The following is a 23,762-nucleotide window of genomic DNA, read 5'->3' on the forward strand; positions in this document are numbered from 1 at the left end:
AGCCCTTTAGAGTTTCCGTATTTATTGGTTTTTATATGCCGGAAGATGGCGCCAGCAGTCTGAACGGACCATGAATAGTTGCGCAAGTCTGTCTGTGTCCTTGTGACTGCGGATCATGTATCTGTTCCTGTCGTGGCTGTCTTGCAGAGTGGCCCCTTGTACCGGGACGCCGGTCTTCCGACATTAAGACACGTGTCCTGTGCACCGTCACGGTATACCGGACAGGCGACGCAGATGAAAATGGCCTGACAAAGGCCTGAAAAACAGGAGCGGTGGATAAGGATGGCCGGCGAGTTGTGGTTGTGGATAAAGGAAAAGCTGTCGGCTTTTCTGGCATTTCTGGGCAGGGTCCTGGGGATTTTGTGGCGCTATGCGCGCGGTCTTCTGCGCGGCGTCCCGGGACGGACATGGGGTGTGGCCGCCGCGACCTTACCTGTTGTCTTCATGCTGTATATTCTTGTCGGTATGGCGGTGATTCAACGGGTGGATGACCGGATGGACCAGACTGTAACGGTGCCACCGGGCGGGTCGCATACGGTGGCAGTGCTGGCATATCTGGTCGAACGCGAGACCAAAACCCACAATTGGACGCCGAACGATCCCTTTTTCCTGCCGGGCTGGTGGATCGACAATACCCCGAATTATCAGCGCGGCATGATGGGAGCGCTTGGCCGTTTTGCTTTTGAGTTGCGCGATCAGATCGGACGCACCCGCGGATCCAGCGTCGTCGACCCGGACCTGGAAAAGGCCGCGGGCAACCTGGCGCGGGAACCGGACCGATGGGTGATGGACTTTTCCACATCCTTTCTTCCGACCACGCCGTCCGACACGTATTTCCGCGATGCGGCCCGTCAGCTGCATGTCTATAACGGTCGTCTGGCCCTGGGAAATGCGGTGTTCGAACGCCGCGCGGACAATCTTCTGGCCACACTGGACCGGATTGCGCTGGATCTGGGCGCGTCGTCCGCCGCACTGGATGATTATATCCGCGAAAACAGCGGCGGCTGGTTTGTCGACTATGGGTCGGATGACCTGTTCTACCGTGTGAAAGGCCAGGTTTATGCCTACGCATTGTTGCTGACCGCCCTTGAACAGGATTTCGCCGAGATATTGTCATCGCGTGAACTGGGCGGTCTTTACGGTGAACTTGTGCGGTCCATGCGTGCCGCAGCAATGTTGGAGCCCATTTATGTTTCCAACGGTGCGGTTGATGGTCTTATGGCCAATCATCTGTCAATGCAGGGATTTTATCTTCTGAGGGCGCGGACGCAATTGCGCGAGGTGACGAATATCCTTCTGAAATGACGATATGCGAAACGCCGTACCCGAGGCAGGTGAGAGCAATCAAATCTCTTGCCAGCGTCAAAGTGCGCTGTCACTCTCGGCTGTTGAGGGAAGGATAAGGCGGTGATGTTGGGAGAAACGGACAACGTGCCTTCGGAAAATGGCGGCGGCTCTTCCGGGAGCCCGGTCGTTCATTCGCCGCTGAAACCGATCAAGAAACGTTTTCGCAAGTTTCTGGTGGTGGTGGACGACTCTCCGGAATCGAAGGTGGCGATCCGTTTCGCCGCGGCGCGCGCGGCGCATATCACCGGTGGGGGTCTGATCCTGTTTCATTGCATCCGCCCCGGCGAATTCCAGCACTGGGTTGCCGTTGCCGACCGGATGCGGGAAGAATCCCACGAAGAAGCCCAAGCGCTGCTTGACGATATGGCGACGCGTATTTATGAGCAATGGAGTGTAGAGCCCGACAAAATCATTGTCGAGGGCGATCCCAAGGAAGAGCTGAAAGCCTTTGTCGAGCGCACGCCCGATCTGTTTTGCCTTGTTCTCGGTGCGGGTGAAGGCAAGGACCCCGGTCCGCTTGTCGACTATTTTGCCCACGACCATGTCAATGATCTGCCATGCCCTGTTATCCTGATTCCCGGCACCATGAGTTACGAACAGGTGGATGACATGGCCTGATGAAGGGCCGATGGGCTAACCTGCTTTACCGGCGACCTGTTTTTCCGCCGCGACAAGCTCGTCCAGTGCGGATTCAAAAGTGGGATACCGCAAGCGTATGCCCAGCACATCCTTTACCCGGGTGTTTTTCACCCGTTTGCTTTCCGTGTAGAAACTGCGTGCCATCGGGCTGATGTCCGCCTGTTCGAATGGAATGGCCGGGGGCGGTACCATGCCAAGGGCTTCGGCCGCCATTTCGATAACCGTTTGCGGTGGCAAGGGTTTGTCGTCAGCCATATTGAAAATGTCATGCCCGGCTGTGGATGTCATACCGGCCCAAAGCGCCTGTTCGATGTCTGACACATGGACGCGGCTGAACACCTGATTTTCCTTTATGATCCGGCGGGCGGTGCCGGCCATGAGGCTTTTGACCGCATTGCGTCCCGGCCCGTATATGCCCGCCAGGCGGAAAACATGCAGCCTTGCCGCCAGACTGTCAGCCAGCCCGCGCCAGGCATGTTCAGCTTTCAGCCGTCGTTTGCCGCGGTCCAGATGCGGTTTGAGCGTGCTGGTTTCATCCACCCAGGCGCCGGCGTGGTCGCCGTAAACATTGGTGCTGGACAGATAGCCGATCCAGCCAGGTCCGGTCAGGCTTTTCAGCCAGTCGCCGGCAATGCGCAGCACCGGATCATCGCCGGCACCGGTCCGCTCAGGTGCGATGGTGGTCAGTATGTGACTGACCGGTGCCAGGGACGACGGGTTAAAATGGCCGTCTTCCATACGAACGGGGGTGATGCCTTGTTTTTCCAGGGCGTCGCGGGCTTCCGGCCGGCGCCATGTGGCGCTGACGGTCCATCCCGCCTCAAGTGCCCTGTCCATGACACCGGTCGCGCTGTACCCCGGTCCGAAAACAAAGAGATGGGGCTTCTGCCCTTGCGTGCGCGTATCAGTATGCGGAGAGGGGATATCAGACATACCGGGTTTGCCTTGATTTTGCCGTGCGCCTTCGCCAGTCTCCGGCGCATTATGATTTTTGCCCGAACCATAAACGGACAGGGCCTGTCAGCCCGCACATTAGCAAGCCGTGCGATATTTGGCATGGCCTTTATTGCCGGTGCCGCTGTCGTTTCAGCCGCCGCGCCCGATGACATGGATGACCCGGCGGCGCAGGAACACCGTTATGGCAGATGCGTGGAGATGGCTGAAAAAGCCCCTGATCGCGGTATCAACCTGGCATTGGAATGGCAGAGCCAGGGCGGGGGCGTTCCGGCGCGGCATTGTGAGGCGCTGGGGCTGTTTTACGGTAAGGAATTTGGCGAGGCAGCCATCCGCCTGGAAAGTCTGGCCGAGGATATGCGTTTGGGTCGGGACATGCCCATACGTGACGGCAAGGCTTTTGCCGCCGGGCCCACGATGATTGCGGACACATGGAGCCAGGCGGCGAACGCCTGGCTGCTTCAGGGGGAAACCGTGCGGGCCGAAGCGGCAATCGACCGCGCCATTGCCATCTGTGCAAGCGATGATCCGCTCTATGCCACCCTGATTCTGGACCGAGCCCGGATTGCGGCCGCCGACGGTGATTACGGCCTTGCCCTGGAGGATCTGAAACAGGTTCAGTTACTGGATTCCGGGCGGAAAGATATCCTTATTCTAATCGCGTCTGCGGCCCGCGAGCTGGGTGCATATGCGGATGCTTTAGTTGTCCTGGACGACTACCAGGCAATTTTCCCTGATGATCCTGTGGGCTATCTGGAACGTGGCAATCTTCTTGAAGCCATGGGTGATATTGCCGGCGCCCGCGCGGCATGGCTCAAAGTGCTGAACCTTGCGCCTGACGGTCCCGACGGTGAGGCGGCCCGGGCCAACATACAGCGGCTCGATGTCACGCTGAATGACCCGGATGTGGCGGCGGCAGGCTGACGCCCAAGGGCTTCGGACGGCGGTTTCCGCTAAAGCCGGATTTTCGTCTCGTACAGGTCGGGCAGATTGTTTTCAAACAGCACCGCGTCCCCTGCGCCCCAAGTGGAGCGGACCCAGTTTTCCGCGTCCGCCTGTTCGGTAAAGCTCTTTACGGTAATCGCGCCGCTGTTTCCGGCGTCGGCCAGTGCGTCGACAAAACTTGGAATCCGTTCCGGCGTGACCACCGCGATAATATCGCAGTGTTTTGCCGCCAGGTGCCCAAGGCGCTCATGCTCGCTGTCGTGCCGTTCGCCGAGTTCGACCATACCCGGGGTGATCAGAATACGCCGGCCGCCCTCCTTGCGCAGGGCATCAAGGCATTCCAGACCTGCGGCAAAGCCGATGGGGTTGGAATTATAGGCGTCATCGATGATTGCGATTCCGTCAGGGGTTTTCGTCACATCCAGCCTGTGCTTGACCTGCGGCATGGTCTTCAGCGCCGCCTTGATCGCCGCCCACGGCATCCCTAGGCGGCGTGCCGCGGCCGCGGCTGCGGCGATATTGCCCGCCTGTGGGCGGCCATAAATGGGAACGTCCAGAGTGATGTCCTCATCCCCGTCCATCAGATGAAGGCAGAGACCGTCCGCCGTCAGGACGATATCCTTCAGGGTAATGTCATTTTCCGGCGCGGGCCCTTGGCCGACAAACTGATAATGGCCCTGCCGTCTGCCAGTCTGTTCCGCCAGAAGGTAGGCGGGAACACCGTCCCGGTTGACGGTGACGGTTCCGCCTTTTTCAAATGTTGCCTCAGCCAACTCGAACTTTGTCTGGGCGACGGCCGCCAACGATTTGAAACGCTCGTAATGGGCGTCGCCGACAGCGGTGATTATGGCGGTATCCGGAGGCGCCAGCCGGCAAAGCCGGGCGATGGATCCGGGTCCGTACGCGCCCATTTCCACGATGAAGTAGCGGATGTCAGGTGTCAGCTTTTCCCGGATGATCCGGGTGATTCCCATTTCCGTGTTCACGCTGCCCGGTGTCATCAGTGTCGGTGCATATGCTGACAGGATATGCCCCAGAATATGTTTGGTTGATGTTTTTCCGAAGGATCCGGTGATCCCGATCACCGTCGGATTGAGCCTGGACAGTTTTTCCACAGCCTCGGCGCGGAAACCCGCCTTGACCCGTTTTTCCGCAGGCGACAGCAGTGCATTCGCCAGTACCAGCAGAAAGGGCAGAAACTGGACCCAGACAACAGCGAGCAGCGCGGCCCATGCCGGCCCTGTAAATACCGGTATCCTTCCATAGGCATATATGACCATGGCTGTGCCGGCCAGAAGCAACAGATCCGCCAGAACGGTATAGACGTTCAGGATGCGCCGTGCACGCTGTGTCATGATCAGAGGCTTTTTGGCATTGCGATAGGCCCGTGTCCGCAGAATGCCGGTCAGCCCGCCAATCGGCAGGAAAATCGCCCCGAGGGTCTCCAGCCAGGGCAGACCGGATGCATCCCCACCGGCAAGCAGCGCAAATGCTGCAATCAGACACAGGCTGGCGGTGACATCAAAAGCGCGGTTGGTGCCCATCCATGCCAGGAATCGCGGGCCGTCATATTCTTCCTGCTGGAAAAAGCGCAGATAAAAACGGCCGCGTGCGATACCGAGCCATAGAAAAGCGGCTATGGCGGGACCCGCCACGATCCAGAATGTGGACGGCAGGGCGGAAAAAGCGTCGGTCATGGCGTAGCTCCCGGATCGCTGTCTTTACAGGCGGTGTTTCCCGGTATGATCAAGCTCCAGATCGTCGAGAAAACCGCGGATCAGCGCTTCGCACTGATAGGCGCCCCGGTCCAATATGTCCAGATGGCCAAAGCCCCCCAGTTCGTGAAACCGGGCTATGGGCAGGCAGGCCTCATAGCGACGCCCGATTTCCGGCGGTGTGTCCCTGTCTTCGGATCCGTACAACAGCAGGGTCGGTGCGCGGACTTCGCGGGCGCGGGCACTCAGATCCTCGCGGATGACGCGCACCAGCGTACCGCGCATATCCTCAGCCATTCTATAGTCGGCACTGCCAAAGCGCTGCCGGTACGCATCGGTCAGTGCCGTACCGGCGATGCTGTCGGTAAAACGGGCGACGCGTCCCAGCTGGCGCAGGAAAAAAGCCCGGATGCGAAAAGCGGCGCTGCGCCGTGGCGGAATGCCGGCCCCTGAAATCAGGATAAGGGCCGCAACCTTGTCCGGATAGCGGGCGGCAAACTGAATGGCGACCCGTGCGCCGAAGCTGTGGCCGATGAGAACCACCCCTTCCTGACCTGTACTGTCGGAATAAAGCCTGTTCCATATGGCCGCGAGGTTTTCCGCGTATTCGGCACTGCCGGCGGCCTGTCCGTCCACACCGTCGGACAGGCGCGGTGTTGCCCCGAAACCGGGCTGGTCCAACAGCCAGTGCAGGCCGTCATTGCGAAACAGCCGGCTCAGACGGTGCAGGGACGTGCGGTCATGGCCCCAGCCGTGCAGCCAGACAAAGGGGAGAGGTCCGCCGCCCATCTGTTCGCCTGCCCATGCATCACAGGGCGGGTTTTGTCTTTGCGTCTCGTTACCGGGCACGGCCTGTTCCATTATCCGCCGAACAGGGTGGCGCCGCCCGCCGCTGCATCGGTGTTGCCAAGCCGTGCGGCAGACAGCGCAAATCCTTCCTTGATCATGTGTTGTGTCAGATTAAGGAAGCTGAGCGGTTCTTCTGCGGCTTCCCACAGGAAATAGGCAAAGGACCCCGGGATCGTATTGACTTCGTTCAGCCAGATTTCCCCGGTATGGCCATTGCAGAGGAAATCCACCCGCACGCTTCCGGCAAGTGAAAAATGCTCCGCGATACGGGTGGCGCTGGTCCTGATCAGTTCGGAGCGCTCTTCCCCCAGCTCGCCGGGGTTCAGCGTCCGGTTCAGGCTGGCCATGCCTTCGCTGCCACCGGCCTGTTTTGCGCCGCCTGTACCGCCTGCGCGGTATTTGTTTGAAAAATCAAGAAGTTCCGCCTCGCTCTTTGGGCGTTCTATGGCACTGGCCACATAGGTGCCGTCGCGGGTACGGCGGACGGCTATATTATATTCCACAAGCGGCGTGACGCAGGGTTCAACCAGCACTTCGGCATCGAAGCGAAAGGCCGTCATCACCGCTGCGATGAGATCGTCCATGGTATCCGCCTTGCCGACACCGACACTGGAACCCAGATGCCGGGGCTTGACCACAAAGGGGAAAGCAACGGTGCCAAACCGGTCCGACAGGGCTGTCTCCAGCGTCGCTTGATCCAGAAATCCGCCGCCTGCGGGACGTTTCAATGTCAATCCGGGCAGTACCGGCAACCCCAGGGCAGCAGCGGCATTTTTTGTGAATGCCTTATCCATGGTCGCCGCGGCGCCGAGAATACGACAGCCGGCATAGGGAATGCCGGCAAAATCCAAAAGCCCCTGCAGGGTACCGTCTTCACCGTTCGGACCGTGAATGGCCGGCACCATCAGATCAAATTCAATCGGTTCTCTCTTAAGGCCGATGAGGGTTTTCCGGTCCGCCACCAGGCGCGGACGGCCGCTGGCGCCGGTCGCCAGATCGAGATGCAGCTGGGTCAGCGTTTCCGCATCGCCGTTTTCACCGGCCAGGGGATAGTTGCCGCGCCCGCGCAAACGGTCGCCGGTCCACCATTGTCCAAGCGGGTCAACATAGACCGGCAGTCCTGCATAGAGTGTCGGGTCAAGCGCTTCCAGAAACTGCAGGCCTGTCAGGATACTGACATCGTGCTCAACGCTTCTGCCGCCGAAAATGACGGCTATGACCTTTTTTTCGGCCATCGGGACCCCCCGTTTCGTTTCTTTCTTGTTGACCGGTTCCGGCGTGTATCGTTTCCGCAAGGATGATGTTTTCGTTTAGCCAATCCCGGCCCGACCCGCCAAGAGAAAAGCGTCACCGGACCCCTTGCGCCCCCTTTTCAGAGCCAGTGGCGCCTTAAATACGGTTTTATGGTTTCCTGCATGCCAAGTTCGGCGGCAATATGGCGGTCCCTGCTTTAAAAATACAAGATTTGAGAAGACCGGAAATAAAGTCGGCCAATACAATGCCCGGCCACATGTGGCCGGGCCTGTGTCATTCCAAGACGGTTTTCAGGCGTCGTCTTTTTTGCGTTCCTTCGGGGGGCGGATCGGTTTTTCCAGTTCGATCTTCACGCGCTGGGTTTCACCATCCGTGCCCGGAAAATCCTGGAACAGGGATTCCGCCAGAAGCGGCACCATGGTCGTCAACGCGTTTGAACGAGTTTCCGCCTGGGCGCGCCCTTCATAGAGCTTTTCGCCATTGTTGCGACGGATTTCCAGAGACAGCTCAGACGTATAGACGGTATAGACGCGGGGTCGTCCGGTGCCGTATGCACCAAAGCCCGGTCCCCAGGCACCACCGCCCCACCATGGATCCCACCACGGTCCGAAGCCGCCGAAACGGCCAAAACCGCCCCACCCCCACGGATATCCCCAGGGGCCGAAACCGCCATAGCCCACCCAGAAGGGTGAAGCCGCGCCGACAAAGCCATAGGTCTTTTCACGGCCCTGGGACACGCCGACGTCAAACCCGGCAATCAGATCCGCGTCCGTGCCTTCTACGACGCGGTACCCCTGAAGTGTCAAAAAGGGAGCGATGTCTTCGGCGTAGCGCGCAAATTCAAGGCTATCGGCCCGTGTAGGGTCAAGAGGCTGGATAGCAATGGTTTCACCCTGTGACAGGGGCAACTTGTGAAAAGTGGCAACATCGCTGCGCAGATAACTGGTACAGGCGCTCAGCAGTAACAGACCAGCGCAGAGAAAAAGCCTTTGAGCGGCGTGCATTTCGGCAACTCCTTGATTTCTCCGAACCATTCGTCAGCCCTTTTGCGTCGGCCGTCAAGTGTACGGATGTCCGGACAACGCATCGGGTCCCTTCATATGGCCGGACTGCAAGGGCCCTTGCCTGTCGGGCTGCATGGCGCCGCCACGGTTCGGCATGACCGGTCGTGATACGCATGCCCCTTGCTGTCCGGGTGCATTATCGCATGGCCCGAAGGCCACAGACTCAATACTTTAATGACTGTCACTTTAGGGACAAACGCCTGAACCCTAGCTGAATGATACATTCGAAAAAGTAAAATGAGCAGCCTGTTCACAGGCTTGTCATACCGACCCGCCCGTTTTATCGGGAAACCCCATTCCGTTTTCTTTTACCCCAGCAGGCCGACGGCTGCACGCACTTCCGCCATAATGGGCGCAGCAAGGGCCTGTGCCCGCTCCGCCCCCTTGCGGAGTACCGCGTCGATTTCAGCCGGATCGTTCATCAGACGGGTCATTTCCTCGGTGACGGGTGCCAGTTTGGCGACGGCCAGATCGGTCAGGGCGGCCTTGAACGAGGCAAAATCCTTACCGGCAAAGTCGGCGCATACGGCTGTCCGCTCCATATCCGCAAGGGCGGCGTATATGCCGATCAGATTGGTTGCCTCGGCCCGGCCCGTCAGGCCGTCGGGGGTTTCCGGAATCAGTTCTGAATCCGTTCGGGCCTTGCGGATTTTCTGCGCGATGGTGTCTGCATCGTCATTCAGATTGATGCGGCTGTAATCGGACGGATCCGATTTTGACATTTTCTTGCTGCCGTCCCGCAGTGACATCACGCGTGCGCCTTCATCCTGAATGATGGGCTCCACTTCCGGGAAAAGATCGGCCCCGAAATCATGATTGAATTTCTGTGCGATATCGCGGGTCAGTTCCAGATGCTGTTTCTGATCCTCACCGACCGGTACATGGGTGGCCTTGTACAGGAGAATGTCGGCGGCCATCAGATTTGGATAGATATACAGTCCGACAGAGGCTTTTTCACGGTTCTTGCCGGCCTTGTCCTTGAACTGGGTCATACGGTTGAGCCAGCCGAGACGGGCGACGCAATTGAAAATCCAGGCCAGTTCGCTGTGGGCCGGCACCTGGCTTTGATTGAACAGGATCGACCGCGCGGGATCCACGCCCGCCGCCATATAGGCCGCCGCCGCTTCGCGGATCTGGTGCGTCAGTCCGGCCGGTTCCTGCCACACGGTTATGGCATGCAGATCGACCACGCAGTACAGACACTCGTAATCGTCCTGGAGACGGACCCAGTTGCGGAACGCGCCCAGATAATTGCCAAGATGCATGTTGCCGGATGGCTGGGCCCCGGAAAAGACGCGGTTGGTCACGAAGATGGCTCCTGAGAATGGTATGACGGCGGGACCCGCTTCGGTCCCAGCGTCGCCTTATGGCAAGGCCCGGTCACAGGGTCAAGAAGCCGGGCCGGACGTCAGAGATATAGAAGGAGTATCGCGCGGTGTGTCATCGTGATCCGCCCAGTTTTTTCACGTCCTTCAGGCTGAGGGCCTTCAGGCCGAGAGCCGCAAGTCCGTAGCTTGTCATGCCCGCCAGGATCAAAGCCGCCAGAGCCGCGATCCGCACCGGACCGTCTGTGACGAAATAGGGCATCAGAACATCTTTCAGCCCGTACAGCAGGCCTGTCATCAGCAGTGTTGCTGCCATCAGGCGTACGAGGCGCGACAGGGTGCCCGCCAGCATGCGGAAATGCCCGCGTCGGTACAGCACCGCCATCATTGCCGCCACGCTGACCCATGCGGCCCCGGCCGTGCCCAGGGCGAGGCCGACATGGGCAAGCGGGCCGATCAGCAGCAGATTGAGGGCCAGATTGACCCCCATGCCCACCAGGGCGATACGGACCGGGGTGACGGTGTCCTGTCGGGCATGAAAACCGGGCAGCATGACCTTGGCCAATACATACGCCGGCAGGCCGATGGCATAGGCGCCCAGTGCCGCGCCGGTTGCCAGACTGTCGGCGCCGGTAAAGGCGGCGCGTTCAAAAAGACCGCGGATGATGGGGGTGCCCACAACGGCGAGCGCCGCCGCCGCGGGCAGTGTCAGGCCAAGGCCGAGGACAAGGGCGCGGTTCTGTTCGGCCATCGCCTCGTGTATCCGTCCGCCCGCCAGCAGACGGCTGATGGTTGGCAGCAGCACGGTCCCGAGCCCGACGCCGATCACGCCGACGGGCAGCTGATTCAGGCGATCCGCATAAAACATCCAGGAAACCGACCCTTCAGGCAGAAAGCGCGCGGCCAGAAATATATCGACCAGCAGGTTGATCTGCATGACACCGGCCCCCACGGCCGCCGGTGCGACAATGGCGCCGAGACGGCGTATTTCGGGATCAAGGCGCGGCCATGACAGTTGAAGGCGGATGCCCGCGCGTCGGCCTGCCACGAACAGCCAGAGAAACTGGCCAAGGCCGGACAGCGATACGGCAACGGCAAGGGCGCGCGCCTTGTCTTCTTCCGTTTCGCCGAGGCCGAGCAGGGCGGCGATCATGAATATGTTCAGGATGACGGGCACAAAGGCCGCGGCCGCATAGCGGTCCAGCCCGTTCAACATGCCCGCCCAGAGGGAAACAAGCGATATGGTAACCAGATAAGGAAAGGTCAGCCGGCCCAACGTGACCGTCAGAGCGAATTTTTCAGGATTGTCGGCAAAGCCGCCCGTCAAACCCAGCATCACCGGCACCATGGCGGCTTCCATGAGGATGAGAAAGAGAAGAAGGATCGGCAGAAACCAGGACAGCACGCGACCCGCAAACCGGTCCGCGCGGGCACGGCCGTCTTCCTCCGCGCGGGTGCCGAGCCGTTCCGCATAAAGGGGGATGAAACCGGCGGAAAAAGCCCCTTCGGCAAAAAGCCTGCGGAAAAAATTCGGCAGTTTGAAAGCGATGAAAAAAGCGTCCGCCGCCGCCGCCGCGCCCAGATAGCGCGCCATGAGAAGATCGCGGAGAAAGCCGAAAACCCGGCTGAGCAATGTCCAGCCCCCGACCGTGCCCAAGCGGCGGGCCAGAGTGTTTCGGCGCGGCACGCCAGCAGATGTCTCTGGCGCTGCGTCTCCGGTTGTGTCCGATTCCGCGATCTTCGGCGATGGCGGGGACTTTTTGCCGCCGGTGTTCACTCGGCGGCCTCTGTCTTGCGGTTTTGAGCCGGCCTTGATCCGCGTTTGCCGTGCCGCGAACCGCCTGGCGGCGTTTTGTCCGTGCCCGCTGTTTCGCCCACGGTCGCCGCCAGCAGTTTGGCTTCGATATTTTTCAGGCGGACCTTGTTCGATATTTTCTGGCCCACCAGATCCCGCACATAGAAAACATCCACGGCCCGTTCGCCGTAAGTGGCCACATGGGCTGAAAAAATCGACAGCTTCAGCCTGTACAGACAATAGGCCAGATCATAGAGCAGGCCGGGTCTGTCCTTTGCATTGACCTCAATGACGGTGGACCGGCCGGATGCCTTGTTGTCGATCAGCACGACGGGCGCGATTTCAAAACTTTTGGACGGGTCCCCGAACAGGCTTTGCCGTGCCAGCCTTTCCTTGGGCCGCACCTTGCCTTTCAGTGTTTTCAAAACCAGATCCGTCAGCTTGGTTTTCAGGTCGGCTGTATCGAAGGCGGTGCCGTCCGTCGATTGCACGATGAAATTGTCCATTGCCATGCCGTCCGCCGTGGTGTGGATTTTGGCGCCTGTGATGCTGGCGCCTGCCACGCTGATGGCGCCTGCAAGGCGCGCGAACAGGCCCGGATGATCCGCGGTAAAGACGGACAGCCGTGTCATGTCCTGTGCCGGCGATACCTGAATGTCCACGCCGAGCAGCCCGCCTTCGGCTTCGGTCCGGCGGATCAGGCGGGCGTTGTCGGCAAGGATGTCGTCGCTTTCGGCGATCCAGTAAGCGTCAAACAGGCGTTCGGCATGAATGGCGAAGGCCCCTTCGGACCAGTCTGACAGGGCGTGGCGCAGGGCTTTTTTCTTGGCTTTCACCCGTTCGCCGCGGGCCACATTGGCGTGGCCTGCGACCAGCACCTCTTCCGCCAGAAAATAAAGGTCGCGCAGTAGCTGTCCCTTCCATCCGTTCCAGACGCCCGGTCCGACGGCGCGGATATCGACCACCGTCAGGCACAGCAACAGGCGCAGCCTTTCGGGGCTTTTGACCCGTTCGCAAAAGTCCTGAACCGTCTTCGGGTCGGCCAGATCGCGTTTGAAGGCGGTTGCCGACATCAGCAGATGCCAGCGTACCAGCCAGGCGACCATTTCCGTTTCAGCCGCTGTCATACCCAGCCGGGGGCAGAGCTTTTCCGCCACTCCGGCGCCGAGAACGGAATGATCGCCGCCCCTGCCCTTGGCCACGTCATGCAGCAGCACAGCCACATAGAGCACCCTGCGCGAGACCAGTTTATGGATGATTTCGGTGGCCAGCGGATGGTCTTCCTTCAGGGTGCCGGCCTCGATCTGGGTGACAAGGCCGATGGCGCGAATCGTATGCTCATCGACCGTGTAATGGTGATACATGTCGAACTGCATCTGGGCCACGACGCGGCCGAAATCGGGCACGAAACGGCCGAAAACCCCTGCTTCGTTCATGCGGCGCAGATTGACCTCCGCCGCCCGGCGGGATGTCAGCAGGGACAGGAAATCCGCATTTGCCTCCGGGTCGCGGCGGACCCGCCCGGTGATGCGGTTGAGATTCTGCTTGATCAGTCTAAGCGCGTCCGGGTGGATATCCAGACCGTGTTTGTCGGCAACGGCGAAGATTTTGACCATTCTGGCCGGCTGTTGCGCGAAGTCGTTTTCGTCTGTCACGGTCAGGCGGTTGCCGTCCGTCAGAAAGCCCTGCACGTGCCTGCGGCGGGCAAAGCGTTGCAGAAGGGTTTTTTTCTGCTGGCGCGCTTCGAGGACGGCGCAGAAAATGCGTGTCAGATCACCCACCTGCTTGGCCGTCAGGAAGTAATGTTTCATGAACCGTTCGACCCCGAGCGTGCCGCGCCTGTCCTGATACCCGAGCAGGTCGGCAAGCTGGCGCTGATACCCGAAGGTCAGTCTTTCTTCCGCCCGCCCGGCGATGAAATGCAGGGCAACGCGCACGGACCATAAAAAGCGGGTGGCTTTCTGGAACTGGCGGTTTTCGCTGACGGTCAGGACATCGCGGGCCTTGGCCGCGGACCGGTCCGCGCCGCCGTACAGATACCGGGCGATCCACCACATGGTCTGAAGATCGCGTAGGCCCCCCTTGCCGTCCTTCACATTGGGTTCCACCACATAGCGGCTGTCACCCAGGCGGGCATGCCGGGCATTCCGTTCGGCCAGTTTCTGTTCGACAAAGTCGGCGCCGCTGCCGGCCATGACACGGCGGACAAACTGTTTGGCGGCCGTCCGGTACAGGCCCTCATCGCCGCACAGACACCGCGCCTCCAGAAAAGCGGTCCGGATGGTCAGGTCCTCACGGGCGAGGCGGACGCAATCCTCGGCCGTGCGTGTGGCGTAGCCCACTTTCAGCCCGATGTCCCAGAGAACATACAGGATCGTCTCGACAACGGATTCCGCCCAGGGGGTTGCCTTGTACGGCACGAGAAACAGAAGATCGATGTCGGAGAAAGGGGCCAGCTCGCCGCGTCCGTACCCGCCCGTTGCCACCAGACACAGCCGTTCACTGGCCGTCGGATTGGCCACAGGCAGCAGCCGGACCGTCACCACCTCATAGAGGGTGAGAAGAAGCTGATCCATCAGAAAACTGAGGGCCCGTGCCGCGCGCCGCCCGTTATGTTCATCCTCGAACCGGCGTCGGACCTCGGTCAGGCCGGTTTTGTGGGCCTGCTTCAGCCGTGCGGTGATGTCCGCCTGCCAGCTGTCGCGGGGCACGGTGTCGAATACCGTCTCCAGATCGGCGATCAATGCGCGGCGGTGGATGATGGCCCGCCGGTTGGGGATGGCCTGAAGCGTCATCCCGAAGAGTCCCGACCGCGAAGTATATCCTGCAATTTGTACAGGACAGTCAGGGCATCCCGCGGCGACAGATCGTCCGGATTGATGTCTTCAAGGGCTTGTTCCAGCGGGTTTTTATCCTCCTTTTCCGGGCTGCGGGCGGGAATGTCCTGAAACAGCGGCAGGTCATGTACCGGACCGTGCGCGCCGGCGCCGGTGTCCTGGGATTCCAGATGGTCCAGAACCTGCCGCGCGCGGGCGATGACGCGGGGCGGCAGGCCGGCCAGCTTGGCGACCTGAATGCCGTAGGACCGGTCGGCAGCACCCTTGGCCACCTCATGCAGGAAAATCACCTCGCCCTTCCATTCCCGGACCTTCATCGACCGCAGGGCCAGGGCGTCCAGCGTTTCCTTCAGCGCGGTGAGCTCATGATAATGGGTGGCGAACAGGGCCCGTGACTGGTTGATGTTGTGCAGATGTTCGACCGCCGCCCAGGCAATGGACAGCCCGTCATATGTGGCTGTCCCGCGCCCGATTTCATCCAGTATGACAAGCGAGCGCGGTCCCGCCTGATTGAGAATGGCGGCGGTTTCCACCATTTCCACCATGAAGGTGGACCGGCCGTGCGCCAGATCATCCGATGCGCCCACCCGGCTGAACAGACGGTCCACCACGCCGATATGGGCATGGGCGGCGGGTACATAGCCGCCCATCTGCGCCATGACCGCCATCAGGGCGTTTTGGCGCAGGAATGTGCTTTTGCCCGCCATGTTCGGCCCCGTCAGCAACCAGAGGCGTCCGTTTTCCTCCAGCTGGCAGTCATTGGCGACAAAGCTGTCCGACGTGCCGGCAAGAGCGGACTCGACCACCGGATGGCGTCCGTTGCGGACCGTGAAGGCAAGACTGTCGTCCACATCCGGCCGGACATAGCCGCATTCCGCGGCAAGCGTGGCATTGCCCGCCCCCACGTCCAGTTCGGCCAGGGCCAGGGCGGCCTCGCTGATGGTGGCGGCGGTGTCCATCACCTGACCTGTGAGTGCCGTGAAGATATCCTGTTCAAGCGCCAGGGCGCGGTCGCCGGCCTCCGAAATCTTGCCCGCGAGTTTTGAAAGATCAGCCGTCGAAAAGCGGACGGCGTTGGCCAGTGTCTGCCGGTGGATGAAGGTTTCGTTCAGCGGTGGGGCCATCAGCTTGTCGGCGTGTCTGGCGGTGACATCCACATGATAGCCGAGGACATTGTTGTGCTTGATTTTCAGGCTGGCGATGGCGGTCAGGCGTTGATAATCGGCCTCAAGCTCCAGAATCAGGCGGCGGCTCTGGTCGCGCAGGGTGCGGAATTCGTCCAGGGTGGCGTCATAGTCGGCGGCGATAAACCCGCCGTCGCGCACGCTCAGCGGCGGTTCCTCGACCAGGGCGCGTTTCAAGGTTCCGGCCAGGTCGTGATGCCGGCCAAGTCTGTCATGAACGGCCGCCAGGTCGTCCGGCAGGGCGCCGAGGCCGTCGCCGGATGCCGCCAGGGCCTCGCGCGCGCTGTGTGCCGCATCCAGCCCCAGACGGATCGCCATCAGATCGCGCGGGCCGCCACGCCCCAGTGACAGACGCGCCAGCGCCCGTTCCATGTCCGGCGTCGCCTTCAGAAGCATGCGCATGTCCTGCCGAAGGCTGGTGCGTTCCAGCATATATTGCACCATATCAAGCCGTTCGTTGATGCGCACCGGATCGGTCAGGGGGGCTGACAGACGTTTTGCCATCAGGCGTGCGCCGGCGCCGGTCACGCTGCGGTCGATGGTGGCAAGCAGGCTGCCGGCGGTGTCGCCGCCCTGCGTGCGCGTCAACTCCAGCGACCGGCGCGTGGCCGCGTCGATCATCATGGCGCCGTCCGGCGGCAGCCGTTTCGGCGGCGCCAGACGCGGCAGTTTGCCTTTTTGCGTGTCTTCCAGATAGTCGACCAGGGCGCCCGCCGCCGACAGCTCGGCCCGGCCGAAACTGGCAAATCCGTCCAGTGTGGCGACATTGAACAGTTCTTCCAGCCGCCAGCGCCCGTGACCGCTGTCGAAACGGGCGGCGCCAAGGGGGCTGAGTATGTCGCGCCAGTCGGCGAGCGCGTCCTGCACGGCTGTGTCGTCGCCGAGATTGTCGGGCAGCAGCAGTTCGCTCGGGGTGAAGCGGGCCAGTTCCGCGCTCAGCCGACCGGGCAGGGTCGGTGCAATCAGGAATTCGCCGGTGGATATGTCGACCACGGCCAGGGCCAGATGGCCCTCGGCCCGGCCAAGGGCGGCGAGATAATTGTGCACGCGAGCATCGAGAAGGGTGTCTTCGGTCAGCGTGCCGGGAGTGACCAGCCGCACCACTTCCCGCCGCACCACGGATTTCGCGCCGCGTTTCTTGGCCTCGGCCGGGTCCTCGACCTGTTCGCAGACGGCCACCCGGAAGGCTTTGCGGATCAGCCGGGCCAGATAGCTTTCCGCGGCATGGACCGGCACGCCCGCCATGGCGACATCCTTGCCGTCATGTTTGCCGCGTTTGGTCAGCGTGATGTCCAGTGCCGCCGCTGCCTGCTCGGCATCTTCGAAAAACAGCTCGTAGAAATCGCCCATGCGGTAGAACAGCAGGCAGTCGCTGTAGGCGGCCTTGATCTCGAAAAACTGGGCCATCATCGGGGTGACGCCGGGACTTTTCGCGGCGCGGGACCATTTGTTGTCCGGTTGCCCGCTCCCCGTCCGGTCCGCGTGGCCGACCGGCCGCGCCGCGGTGTCCGTGGAGCTTGCGGCGCTATCGCGGCTCTCTTGTGTCTTCTTGGACGGAAGGGCGGCTTCCATTACGGTTCAAAACTCCATATTGCCGACGGTTTGCATCGCGGGCCGGCATCTCCGTCGCGATGATAACGCGGTCCACGGGAATAGGTAAGTGCACGGGCCGGTTTTCACCAGCGGGTCGCCGGTGTCCTGCCGCCGGGGCGGCCCGGCATGATATGCAGACGAGACTCCGATGTGTCCACAGGGTCTGGCGTCCGGCCTGAAACCTTTCCTGTCACTGCGGCATCCAAGACTTTCGCATTGTCAAGCTGTGCGGGCCGTTGTACCCCGTTAGCGGAGGGGAGGGACCCTCTGAATATTTTTTATGGCATGCCTTATCAGGCCGTCTCAACAGGAACTGTTTTCAGAGTGGATGGATACGGCCATCCGGACGGCAGAGCGCAGAGCAACCGGCGGAATACGCACCAGATATAGAGGAATGGGGTCGAAATGACGGCAAAATCGTCCAAATTCACCGATGAAGAAGCGCTGCGGTTTCATGCGGCCGGACGTCCCGGCAAGCTGGAAATCGTACCGTCCAAGCCCATGGCGACCCAGCGGGACCTGTCGCTGGCCTACAGCCCCGGTGTCGCGGTTCCGGTGGAGCGCATCGCCGAAAATCCCGATCTGGCCTATGATTACACCACCAAGGGCAATCTGGTCGCGGTGATCTCCAACGGATCGGCCATTTTGGGCCTGGGCAATCTGGGGGCGCAGGCCTCGAAGCCGGTCATGGAAGGCAAGTCCGTGCTGTTCAAGCGGTTTGCCGATGTGGATTCCATCGATCTTGAGGTGGATACCTGCGACATCGACGAATTTGTCAATTGCGTCAAGCTGCTGGGCCCGAGCTTCGGCGGCATCAATCTGGAGGATATCGGCGCGCCGGAATGTTTCATCATCGAACAGCGCCTGCGCGAGGCGATGGACATTCCGGTTTTTCACGATGACCAGCACGGCACCGCCATCATTACCGCCGCCGGTTTCATCAACGCCCTCGACCTGACGGGCCGCGACATCAAGACGACCAAGATCGTCGCCCTCGGCGCGGGTGCGGCCTGCATCGCCTGTATCGAGCTGATCAAGGCCATGGGCGTGCCCCATGACAATGTGGTCATGGTGGACCGCACCGGCGTCATATATGAGGGCCGCGAAAAGGGCATGAACCAGTGGAAATCGGCCCATGCGGTGAAAACCGACGTGCGCACCCTGGAAGAGGCCATGGTCGGCGCCGATGCGATCATCGGCCTGTCGGCGGCCGGTGCCATCACACAGGATATGGTGAAAGCCATGGCCGAAACGCCGATCATTTTCGCCATGGCCAATCCGGACCCCGAAATCACGCCCGAAGCGGTCCGCGAAGTGCGCGACGATGCCATCATCGCCACCGGACGGTCGGATTATCCGAACCAGGTCAACAATGTTCTGGGATTTCCCTATATCTTTCGCGGGGCGCTGGACGTGCGGGCGCGCACCATCAATGAAGAGATGAAAATCGCCGCCGCGCAGGCGCTGGCCGAACTGGCGCGGGAGGATGTGCCGGACGAGGTGGCTGTGGCTTACGGCGGCGCCCACCCCCATTACGGCCCCGATTACATCATCCCGGCGCCGTTCGACCCGCGCCTGATCCGGCGCATTCCGCCGCGCGTGGCCCAGGCCGCCATCGAGACCGGCGTCGCCCGTCAGCCGATCGACGACATGGAGGCCTACTGCATGGCCCTGTCGGCGCGGCTGGACCCGACCGTGGACACCCTGTCCGCCATGTTCGAGGAGCTGAAGCGCCGGCCGCCGCGCCGCGTCGTCTTCTCGGAAGCCGAGGAAGACCGCGTGCTGAGGGCCGCCATCGGTTTCAAGGCGGCGGGATACGGCATTCCCGTGCTGGTCGGCTATGAGGACACGATCCGTGAAAAGCTGCATGACATGGGCGTCGAGGACCCCGGCAGTTTCGAAATCTGGAATGCCGCCAAGACCGACCGGCGCGAGGCCTATATCGATTATCTTTACGCCCGGCTGAACCGGCGGGGCTTTCTGCTGCGCGATGTGCAACGCCTTGTCAACCGGGACCGTAACGTGTTTTCCGCCTGCATGGTGGCGACGGGCGATGCCGATGCCATGATCACCGGCGTGACGCGCCATTACTGGCGGTCCCTGAAAAACATCCGCCGGGTGATCGATCCCCTGCCGGGTCTCAAGCCCTTCGGCCTGTCCATTCTGGTGACGAAGGGGCGGACGGTGTTCATCGCCGACGCCACGGTCAATGAACGGCCGACACCGGAAGACCTGGCCGATATCGCCCAGTCCGCCGCTTTCTTCGTGCGCCGGCTGGGACATGACCCGCGCGTTGCCTTCGTGTCCTTCTCCAATTTCGGCAATCCGCCGTCCGACAAGACCGAGCATCTGCGCGAGGCTGTGTGCATTCTCGACAGGCGCAAGGTGGATTTCGAGTATGACGGCGAAATGCAGGCGGATGTGGCGCTGAACAGGAACCTGATGGAGCTGTATCCCTTCATGCGGCTTTCGGGTCCGGCCAATGTGCTGATCATGCCGGCCCTGCATTCGGCCAATATCGCCTATAAAATGCTGGCTGAGCTGGGCGACGCGCGGCTGATCGGGCCGCTGTTGCTGGGCATGCGCAGTTCGATCCAGATCGCGCGCATGACGGCCACCGCGTCCGAGCTGGTCAGTGTGGCGGCCCTGTCCGCCAGCATCGCCAATGCCCTGGATCAGAATACGGGTAAAACGGACGAGTCGTGATCGGATGAAAGCCGGTGCGGGGCGCGGCTGTGCCCTGCACCGGGCGATCCTGTCCAGGCGACCTTGCGCCGACCGACCGGACGTGTAATTCGCCCCGTGATGGTTTTTCCCGTGCGGGCTTTTCCGGGCTGACCTTCCTGACCTTTGATGGGGCCGGGTTGCGGTGTGTCAGGATGCGGCCTTCTGCCAGCCCTTGATCTTGCGGTAGAGCGTGGACGGATCGACGCCGAGCCTGCGGGCGGCGCGTCCCACGCTGCCGCCGCACAGGCGGATCGCGTGCTCGATCGTGCGCCGCTCGACGATTTCCAGCGGTTCGATCTCCTCTTCCATGGTGGGCAGGTCATGTGCGGCCAGGCCATTCATGGCAACGTGGTCCGGTGCGGTCTCCGCGACAGGCGGCATGCCGGCAGGGGTCGCGGCCCGGTCGCCGGTTTCCCGGTCGCCGATGCCCTTTTCGGCGGTTCCCCTGTCGCCGGCCTGGCGGACCGGCAGGCGCAGCATGGCACCGTTGACGACATCGCCGTCATTCAGCACCACGGCGGACTGAATGACATTGCTGAGTTCGCGCACATTGCCGGGCCAGTTGTGGGTCCTCAAGCGGCTGACAGCGTCGTCTGAAAAGCCGTGAAAGGCCTTGCCCTCCTCGCCGGCGAAGCGCAGCAGCAGGCTTTGCGCGATTTTCTGCACGTCGTCGCCGCGATCCCTGAGCGGGGGCAGATGGATGGGGATGACATGCAGGCGGTAATACAGGTCCTCGCGGAAGCGGCCCTCGGCCACTTCTTCCCACGGGTCGCGGTTGGTGGCGCAGACAAAGCGCACATTGACGGTGCGGGCGTCATTGCTGCCCACCGGCACCACCTGTCCCGTCTGGATGAAGCGCAGAAGCTTGGCTTGCAGGTCCAGGGGCATTTCGCAGATTTCATCGAGAAACAGGGTCCCGCCCGAGGCCTTGACCGCCGCGCCGTCGCGGTTTTCCGTGGCGCCCGTGAAGGCCCCTTTGACGTGGCCGAAAATCTCGCTTTCGATCAGGTTCGCCGGAATGGCGGCGCAGTTGAGGGCGATGAAGGGGGCCTCCGTGCGGGGGCTGGCGCGGTGGATCGCCTGGGCGCACAATTCCTTGCCGGTGCCTGATTCGCCGGTGATGAACACGCTGGCCCGTGACGGCGCGGCATCCTGAATCATGCTGTAGACGGCCTGCATCGGCGCGCTTTCGCCGATAAAATCCCCGAAGGAGCGGCCCCGCCCGCGATATTCGTCCACCAGTTCCGTCAGGCGCACCACTTCCAGCGCGGTGTTGACCGTGGTCGTCAGACGTTCGGCGCTGAAGGGTTTGACCAGGAAGTCGGCGGCGCCTTCGCGCATGGCCGCGACGGCGGTGGCGACAGAGCCGTGCGCGGTGATGACGATCACCCGGCTGCGCAGACCGTCGGCCGAGACCCGCCGCAGAATATCGAGCCCGTCCATATCCGGCAGTTTCAGGTCCAGTAGGATGACCGAAGGGGTTTGATTCTCGATATGGTTGAGGGCGACCTTGCCGGTGTGGGCCTGGGTAATCGGATAGCCGAGCGGTGTCAGATAGGTCTCATAGGTCAGCGCCAGGGTCGGGCTGTCCTCGACGATTAGAATTGTCGCCGTTTCGGTGTCGGCCATATTGTTTCCACCCGTTGCGGCGGCCTGTCCGTCTTGCGCGTCCTCGGTCCGTCCGACCCCTCGGCCTTTCTTCGTAGCGAAGAAACCGCCCGCCGACAAGATTGGCGGTCCATGCAGGCGCCGGCGCGGCGGTGCGGGACCCTGCCGACGGGGTCGGACGGGACAGGGGATTTTCGGCAAATTTTCCTTATTTTCTCTACATTCCTTAAGGCTTGCGTGACGGGCTGGCATTATTTTCAGAAGCCATACTCTCATTTTGCAACAGCGGGTCGCGCGATGGCACCACGGGCGGACAATATTGACCGGGCCGGTCAGGCATTTCCTGACAGCCCGGCGGAAACGGAAAGCGGGGATGCGGACCGGCGCCGGCATCCGCGCCGGTCGGTGCTGTGGCCGGCGGTTCTGGAAACCGGCCGTCACCGATTTGACTGTCACATCCTCAACCTGTCCCTGTCTGGCGCGCGCATCCGCCTGGACCTGCCCCTGAGAGACGGTGCCGCCGTCACCCTGCATGTGCCGGGCAGAGGGGAAATTCCCGCCCTGGTCGTATGGTGCGGCGAGGACAGTCTGGGTCTGGATTTCGGCCTGCCGCCGGCCCAGGTCCGCGCCATGTTCCGGGATACCCTGGAAACGCTGGGCCTGACCTGACGGCGCCGCGTATTCCCGTATTCCCCCATCCGTTTTCCCTGTGCAGGCGGTCCCCCGCCGGGTATTTCATCCATGCGGTTTTGCCGGTGTCATGCTATGCCTGCCATGTACCGACCGTGATTCCCGATGCAAAGAATGGACGCTGCCCATGCGGCTGAAATCCGGCCTTGTCGCCGACAGTCTTCTGCGCCGTGCCACCGGCCTTGGCCTTGGCGCCTATATGGCCGCGCGGGGCGATGAGGATCGCGGGGGCATTGTCCTCAAACTTGTCGGCGCGGGCTATCGGACCCGGCTGTTGGAACGGACGACCGATATGGATGGCCGCACGGTCTGGCGTCCGATCGGACCTGCGGACGGGGCGGCCGAGACCGATATGGACGACCGGCTGCGCCGGCGGCGGGCGGTGGACGGCGATATGTGGGTTCTGGAAATTGAAGACCCAAAGGGTGTGTATCCCCTGGACGATCCGGTGGAAGACGCCCTTTAGCCCACAGGCGGTATGCGACGGCGCGTGGACCGCACCGTCGCCATATTGTCATGAACCGAGCCGTGTGAATTGTCACCGGGCGGGAATTGCCCCGATCATCCCTTTATGACCAAACGGCAGCCGGGGGTGCGGTCCCCGGCTGCCGCCGCCATTCCCCGAATTCATGTGGCAGGTCCGGGGAAGGGGGAAGCGTGTTTGAAACAGGGCGTCCTTATCTGGCGGCGGTGACAACCGGCGGCAGGCTGTCCAGGGCTGCCGCCAAGGTTTCCGCCAGCGCTGCCGCCGTTTTTTCCGGGCCCGGTGCGATGCCGTCTTCAAGCCGGGTGAGGGCGGCCTGAAGGTCGCCGCGCGCCCGCGCCGGACGGCCGAGCTGTTTCAGGGCGAGGCCGCGGTGAACCAGCGCCTGCCAGGCGTCCGCATCCGCCGCGAGGGCCTCGGTGCAGGCCGTCACGGCCTTTTCATAGGCGCCGGCGGCGCGTTCCGCCGCGCACAGATTGATCCTGACGGCTCGTGCCCGCGTCCCCCGAAGCCCATGCCGCAGGGCCGTCCGGTAATGATGGGCCGCATCAGCGTACCGGCCCTGTTCCAGGGCCTGTTGTCCGGCGTCCACGCGGCTGCCCCGCAGAAGATAGCCGGTATCGCCCAGGCTGGCGCCGGTGGCGGCCATGACCGTACCGGCCATCATGGCGGCAAGGCAGGCCGCTTTCGGCAGGGCGGCGGGGCTTGGTATCCTGTTCATGATCATGGATGGTCTCCAAAACAGTGATCTC

General features: G+C 61.9%; 17 protein-coding genes. 6 read left to right on the forward strand and 11 right to left on the reverse strand.

What is annotated here, in order from left to right; genetic code table 11:
• Positions 1-282: 282 nt before the first annotated feature.
• Positions 283-1,305, forward strand: coding sequence for a DUF2333 family protein (locus BXY39_RS16705; RefSeq protein ID WP_121940035.1), 1,023 nt, complete (start codon positions 283-285; stop codon positions 1,303-1,305).
• Positions 1,306-1,410: 105 nt separating this feature from the next.
• A complete protein-coding gene (locus tag BXY39_RS16710; protein ID WP_121940036.1) occupies positions 1,411-1,965 on the forward strand; it encodes a universal stress protein in 555 nt (184 codons plus the stop codon).
• 15 nt (positions 1,966-1,980) lie between these two features.
• On the opposite strand, the gene BXY39_RS16715 is transcribed toward BXY39_RS16710, so the two are convergent.
• Positions 1,981-2,919 carry an SDR family oxidoreductase gene (locus tag BXY39_RS16715; RefSeq protein ID WP_211332308.1) on the reverse strand — a complete coding sequence of 313 codons (939 nt, stop codon included), beginning with the start codon at positions 2,917-2,919 and terminating at the stop codon, positions 1,981-1,983.
• Positions 2,920-3,042: 123 nt separating this feature from the next.
• Here BXY39_RS16715 and BXY39_RS16720 point away from each other — a divergent pair, with 123 nt between their 5' ends.
• Entirely contained in the window at positions 3,043-3,864 is an 822-nt protein-coding gene (locus tag BXY39_RS16720) for a tetratricopeptide repeat protein (RefSeq protein WP_147453617.1), read from the forward strand.
• A 29-nt stretch (positions 3,865-3,893) separates the two neighbouring features.
• On the opposite strand, the gene BXY39_RS16725 is transcribed toward BXY39_RS16720, so the two are convergent.
• The 8 genes from BXY39_RS16725 to mutS form a co-directional block, all read right to left on the reverse strand.
• The gene (locus BXY39_RS16725) at positions 3,894-5,582 is read right to left on the reverse strand and encodes a Mur ligase family protein (RefSeq protein WP_121940039.1); all 1,689 of its coding nucleotides are present in this window, start codon (positions 5,580-5,582) and stop codon (positions 3,894-3,896) included.
• Positions 5,583-5,606: 24 nt separating this feature from the next.
• Positions 5,607-6,389, reverse strand: a complete 783-nt coding sequence (locus tag BXY39_RS16730; protein WP_170163907.1) for an alpha/beta fold hydrolase — start codon at positions 6,387-6,389, stop codon at positions 5,607-5,609.
• Positions 6,390-6,460: 71 nt separating this feature from the next.
• A complete protein-coding gene (locus tag BXY39_RS16735; RefSeq protein WP_121940041.1) occupies positions 6,461-7,684 on the reverse strand; it encodes a D-alanine--D-alanine ligase in 1,224 nt (407 codons plus the stop codon).
• Positions 7,685-7,993: 309 nt separating this feature from the next.
• On the reverse strand, positions 7,994-8,707 hold the full coding sequence (locus BXY39_RS16740) for a DUF4136 domain-containing protein (RefSeq protein WP_170163908.1): 714 nt from the start codon (positions 8,705-8,707) through the stop codon (positions 7,994-7,996).
• A gap of 368 nt (positions 8,708-9,075) precedes the next feature.
• The gene (gene trpS, locus BXY39_RS16745; protein ID WP_121940043.1) at positions 9,076-10,074 is read right to left on the reverse strand and encodes a tryptophan--tRNA ligase; all 999 of its coding nucleotides are present in this window, start codon (positions 10,072-10,074) and stop codon (positions 9,076-9,078) included.
• 133 nt (positions 10,075-10,207) lie between these two features.
• Positions 10,208-11,779 (reverse strand): murein biosynthesis integral membrane protein MurJ, encoded by a 1,572-nt coding sequence (gene murJ / locus BXY39_RS16750; protein ID WP_211332309.1) that lies wholly within the window; start codon positions 11,777-11,779, stop codon positions 10,208-10,210.
• A gap of 86 nt (positions 11,780-11,865) precedes the next feature.
• Positions 11,866-14,682, reverse strand: coding sequence for a [protein-PII] uridylyltransferase (locus tag BXY39_RS16755; RefSeq protein ID WP_121940044.1), 2,817 nt, complete (start codon positions 14,680-14,682; stop codon positions 11,866-11,868).
• On the reverse strand, positions 14,679-17,480 hold the full coding sequence (gene mutS, locus BXY39_RS16760) for a DNA mismatch repair protein MutS (protein ID WP_211332310.1): 2,802 nt from the start codon (positions 17,478-17,480) through the stop codon (positions 14,679-14,681). The genes BXY39_RS16755 and mutS overlap by 4 nt, the downstream gene beginning before the upstream one ends.
• Before the next feature lie 426 nt (positions 17,481-17,906).
• On the opposite strand from mutS, the gene BXY39_RS19970 reads away from it, so the two are divergent.
• Positions 17,907-20,207, forward strand: a complete 2,301-nt coding sequence (locus BXY39_RS19970; RefSeq protein ID WP_121940045.1) for an NADP-dependent malic enzyme — start codon at positions 17,907-17,909, stop codon at positions 20,205-20,207.
• Between the two features lie 168 nt (positions 20,208-20,375).
• Here BXY39_RS19970 and BXY39_RS16770 read toward each other — a convergent pair whose 3' ends face one another.
• Complete coding sequence (locus tag BXY39_RS16770; RefSeq protein WP_121940046.1) at positions 20,376-21,857, reverse strand: sigma-54-dependent transcriptional regulator; 1,482 nt, start codon at positions 21,855-21,857, stop codon at positions 20,376-20,378.
• A gap of 276 nt (positions 21,858-22,133) precedes the next feature.
• On the opposite strand from BXY39_RS16770, the gene BXY39_RS16775 reads away from it, so the two are divergent.
• Entirely contained in the window at positions 22,134-22,505 is a 372-nt protein-coding gene (locus tag BXY39_RS16775; RefSeq protein WP_170163909.1) for a PilZ domain-containing protein, read from the forward strand.
• 148 nt (positions 22,506-22,653) lie between these two features.
• Complete coding sequence (locus BXY39_RS16780) at positions 22,654-22,992, forward strand: DUF1491 family protein (RefSeq protein WP_170163910.1); 339 nt, start codon at positions 22,654-22,656, stop codon at positions 22,990-22,992.
• A 211-nt stretch (positions 22,993-23,203) separates the two neighbouring features.
• Here the strand turns inward: BXY39_RS16780 and BXY39_RS16785 are convergent, their stop codons facing one another.
• The gene (locus BXY39_RS16785) at positions 23,204-23,731 is read right to left on the reverse strand and encodes a tetratricopeptide repeat protein (RefSeq protein WP_170163911.1); all 528 of its coding nucleotides are present in this window, start codon (positions 23,729-23,731) and stop codon (positions 23,204-23,206) included.
• Positions 23,732-23,762: the final 31 nt, after the last annotated feature.

Origin of the sequence: Eilatimonas milleporae, assembly GCF_003688555.1 — a bacterium.
GTDB lineage: Bacteria > Pseudomonadota > Alphaproteobacteria > Sphingomonadales > Kordiimonadaceae > Eilatimonas > Eilatimonas milleporae.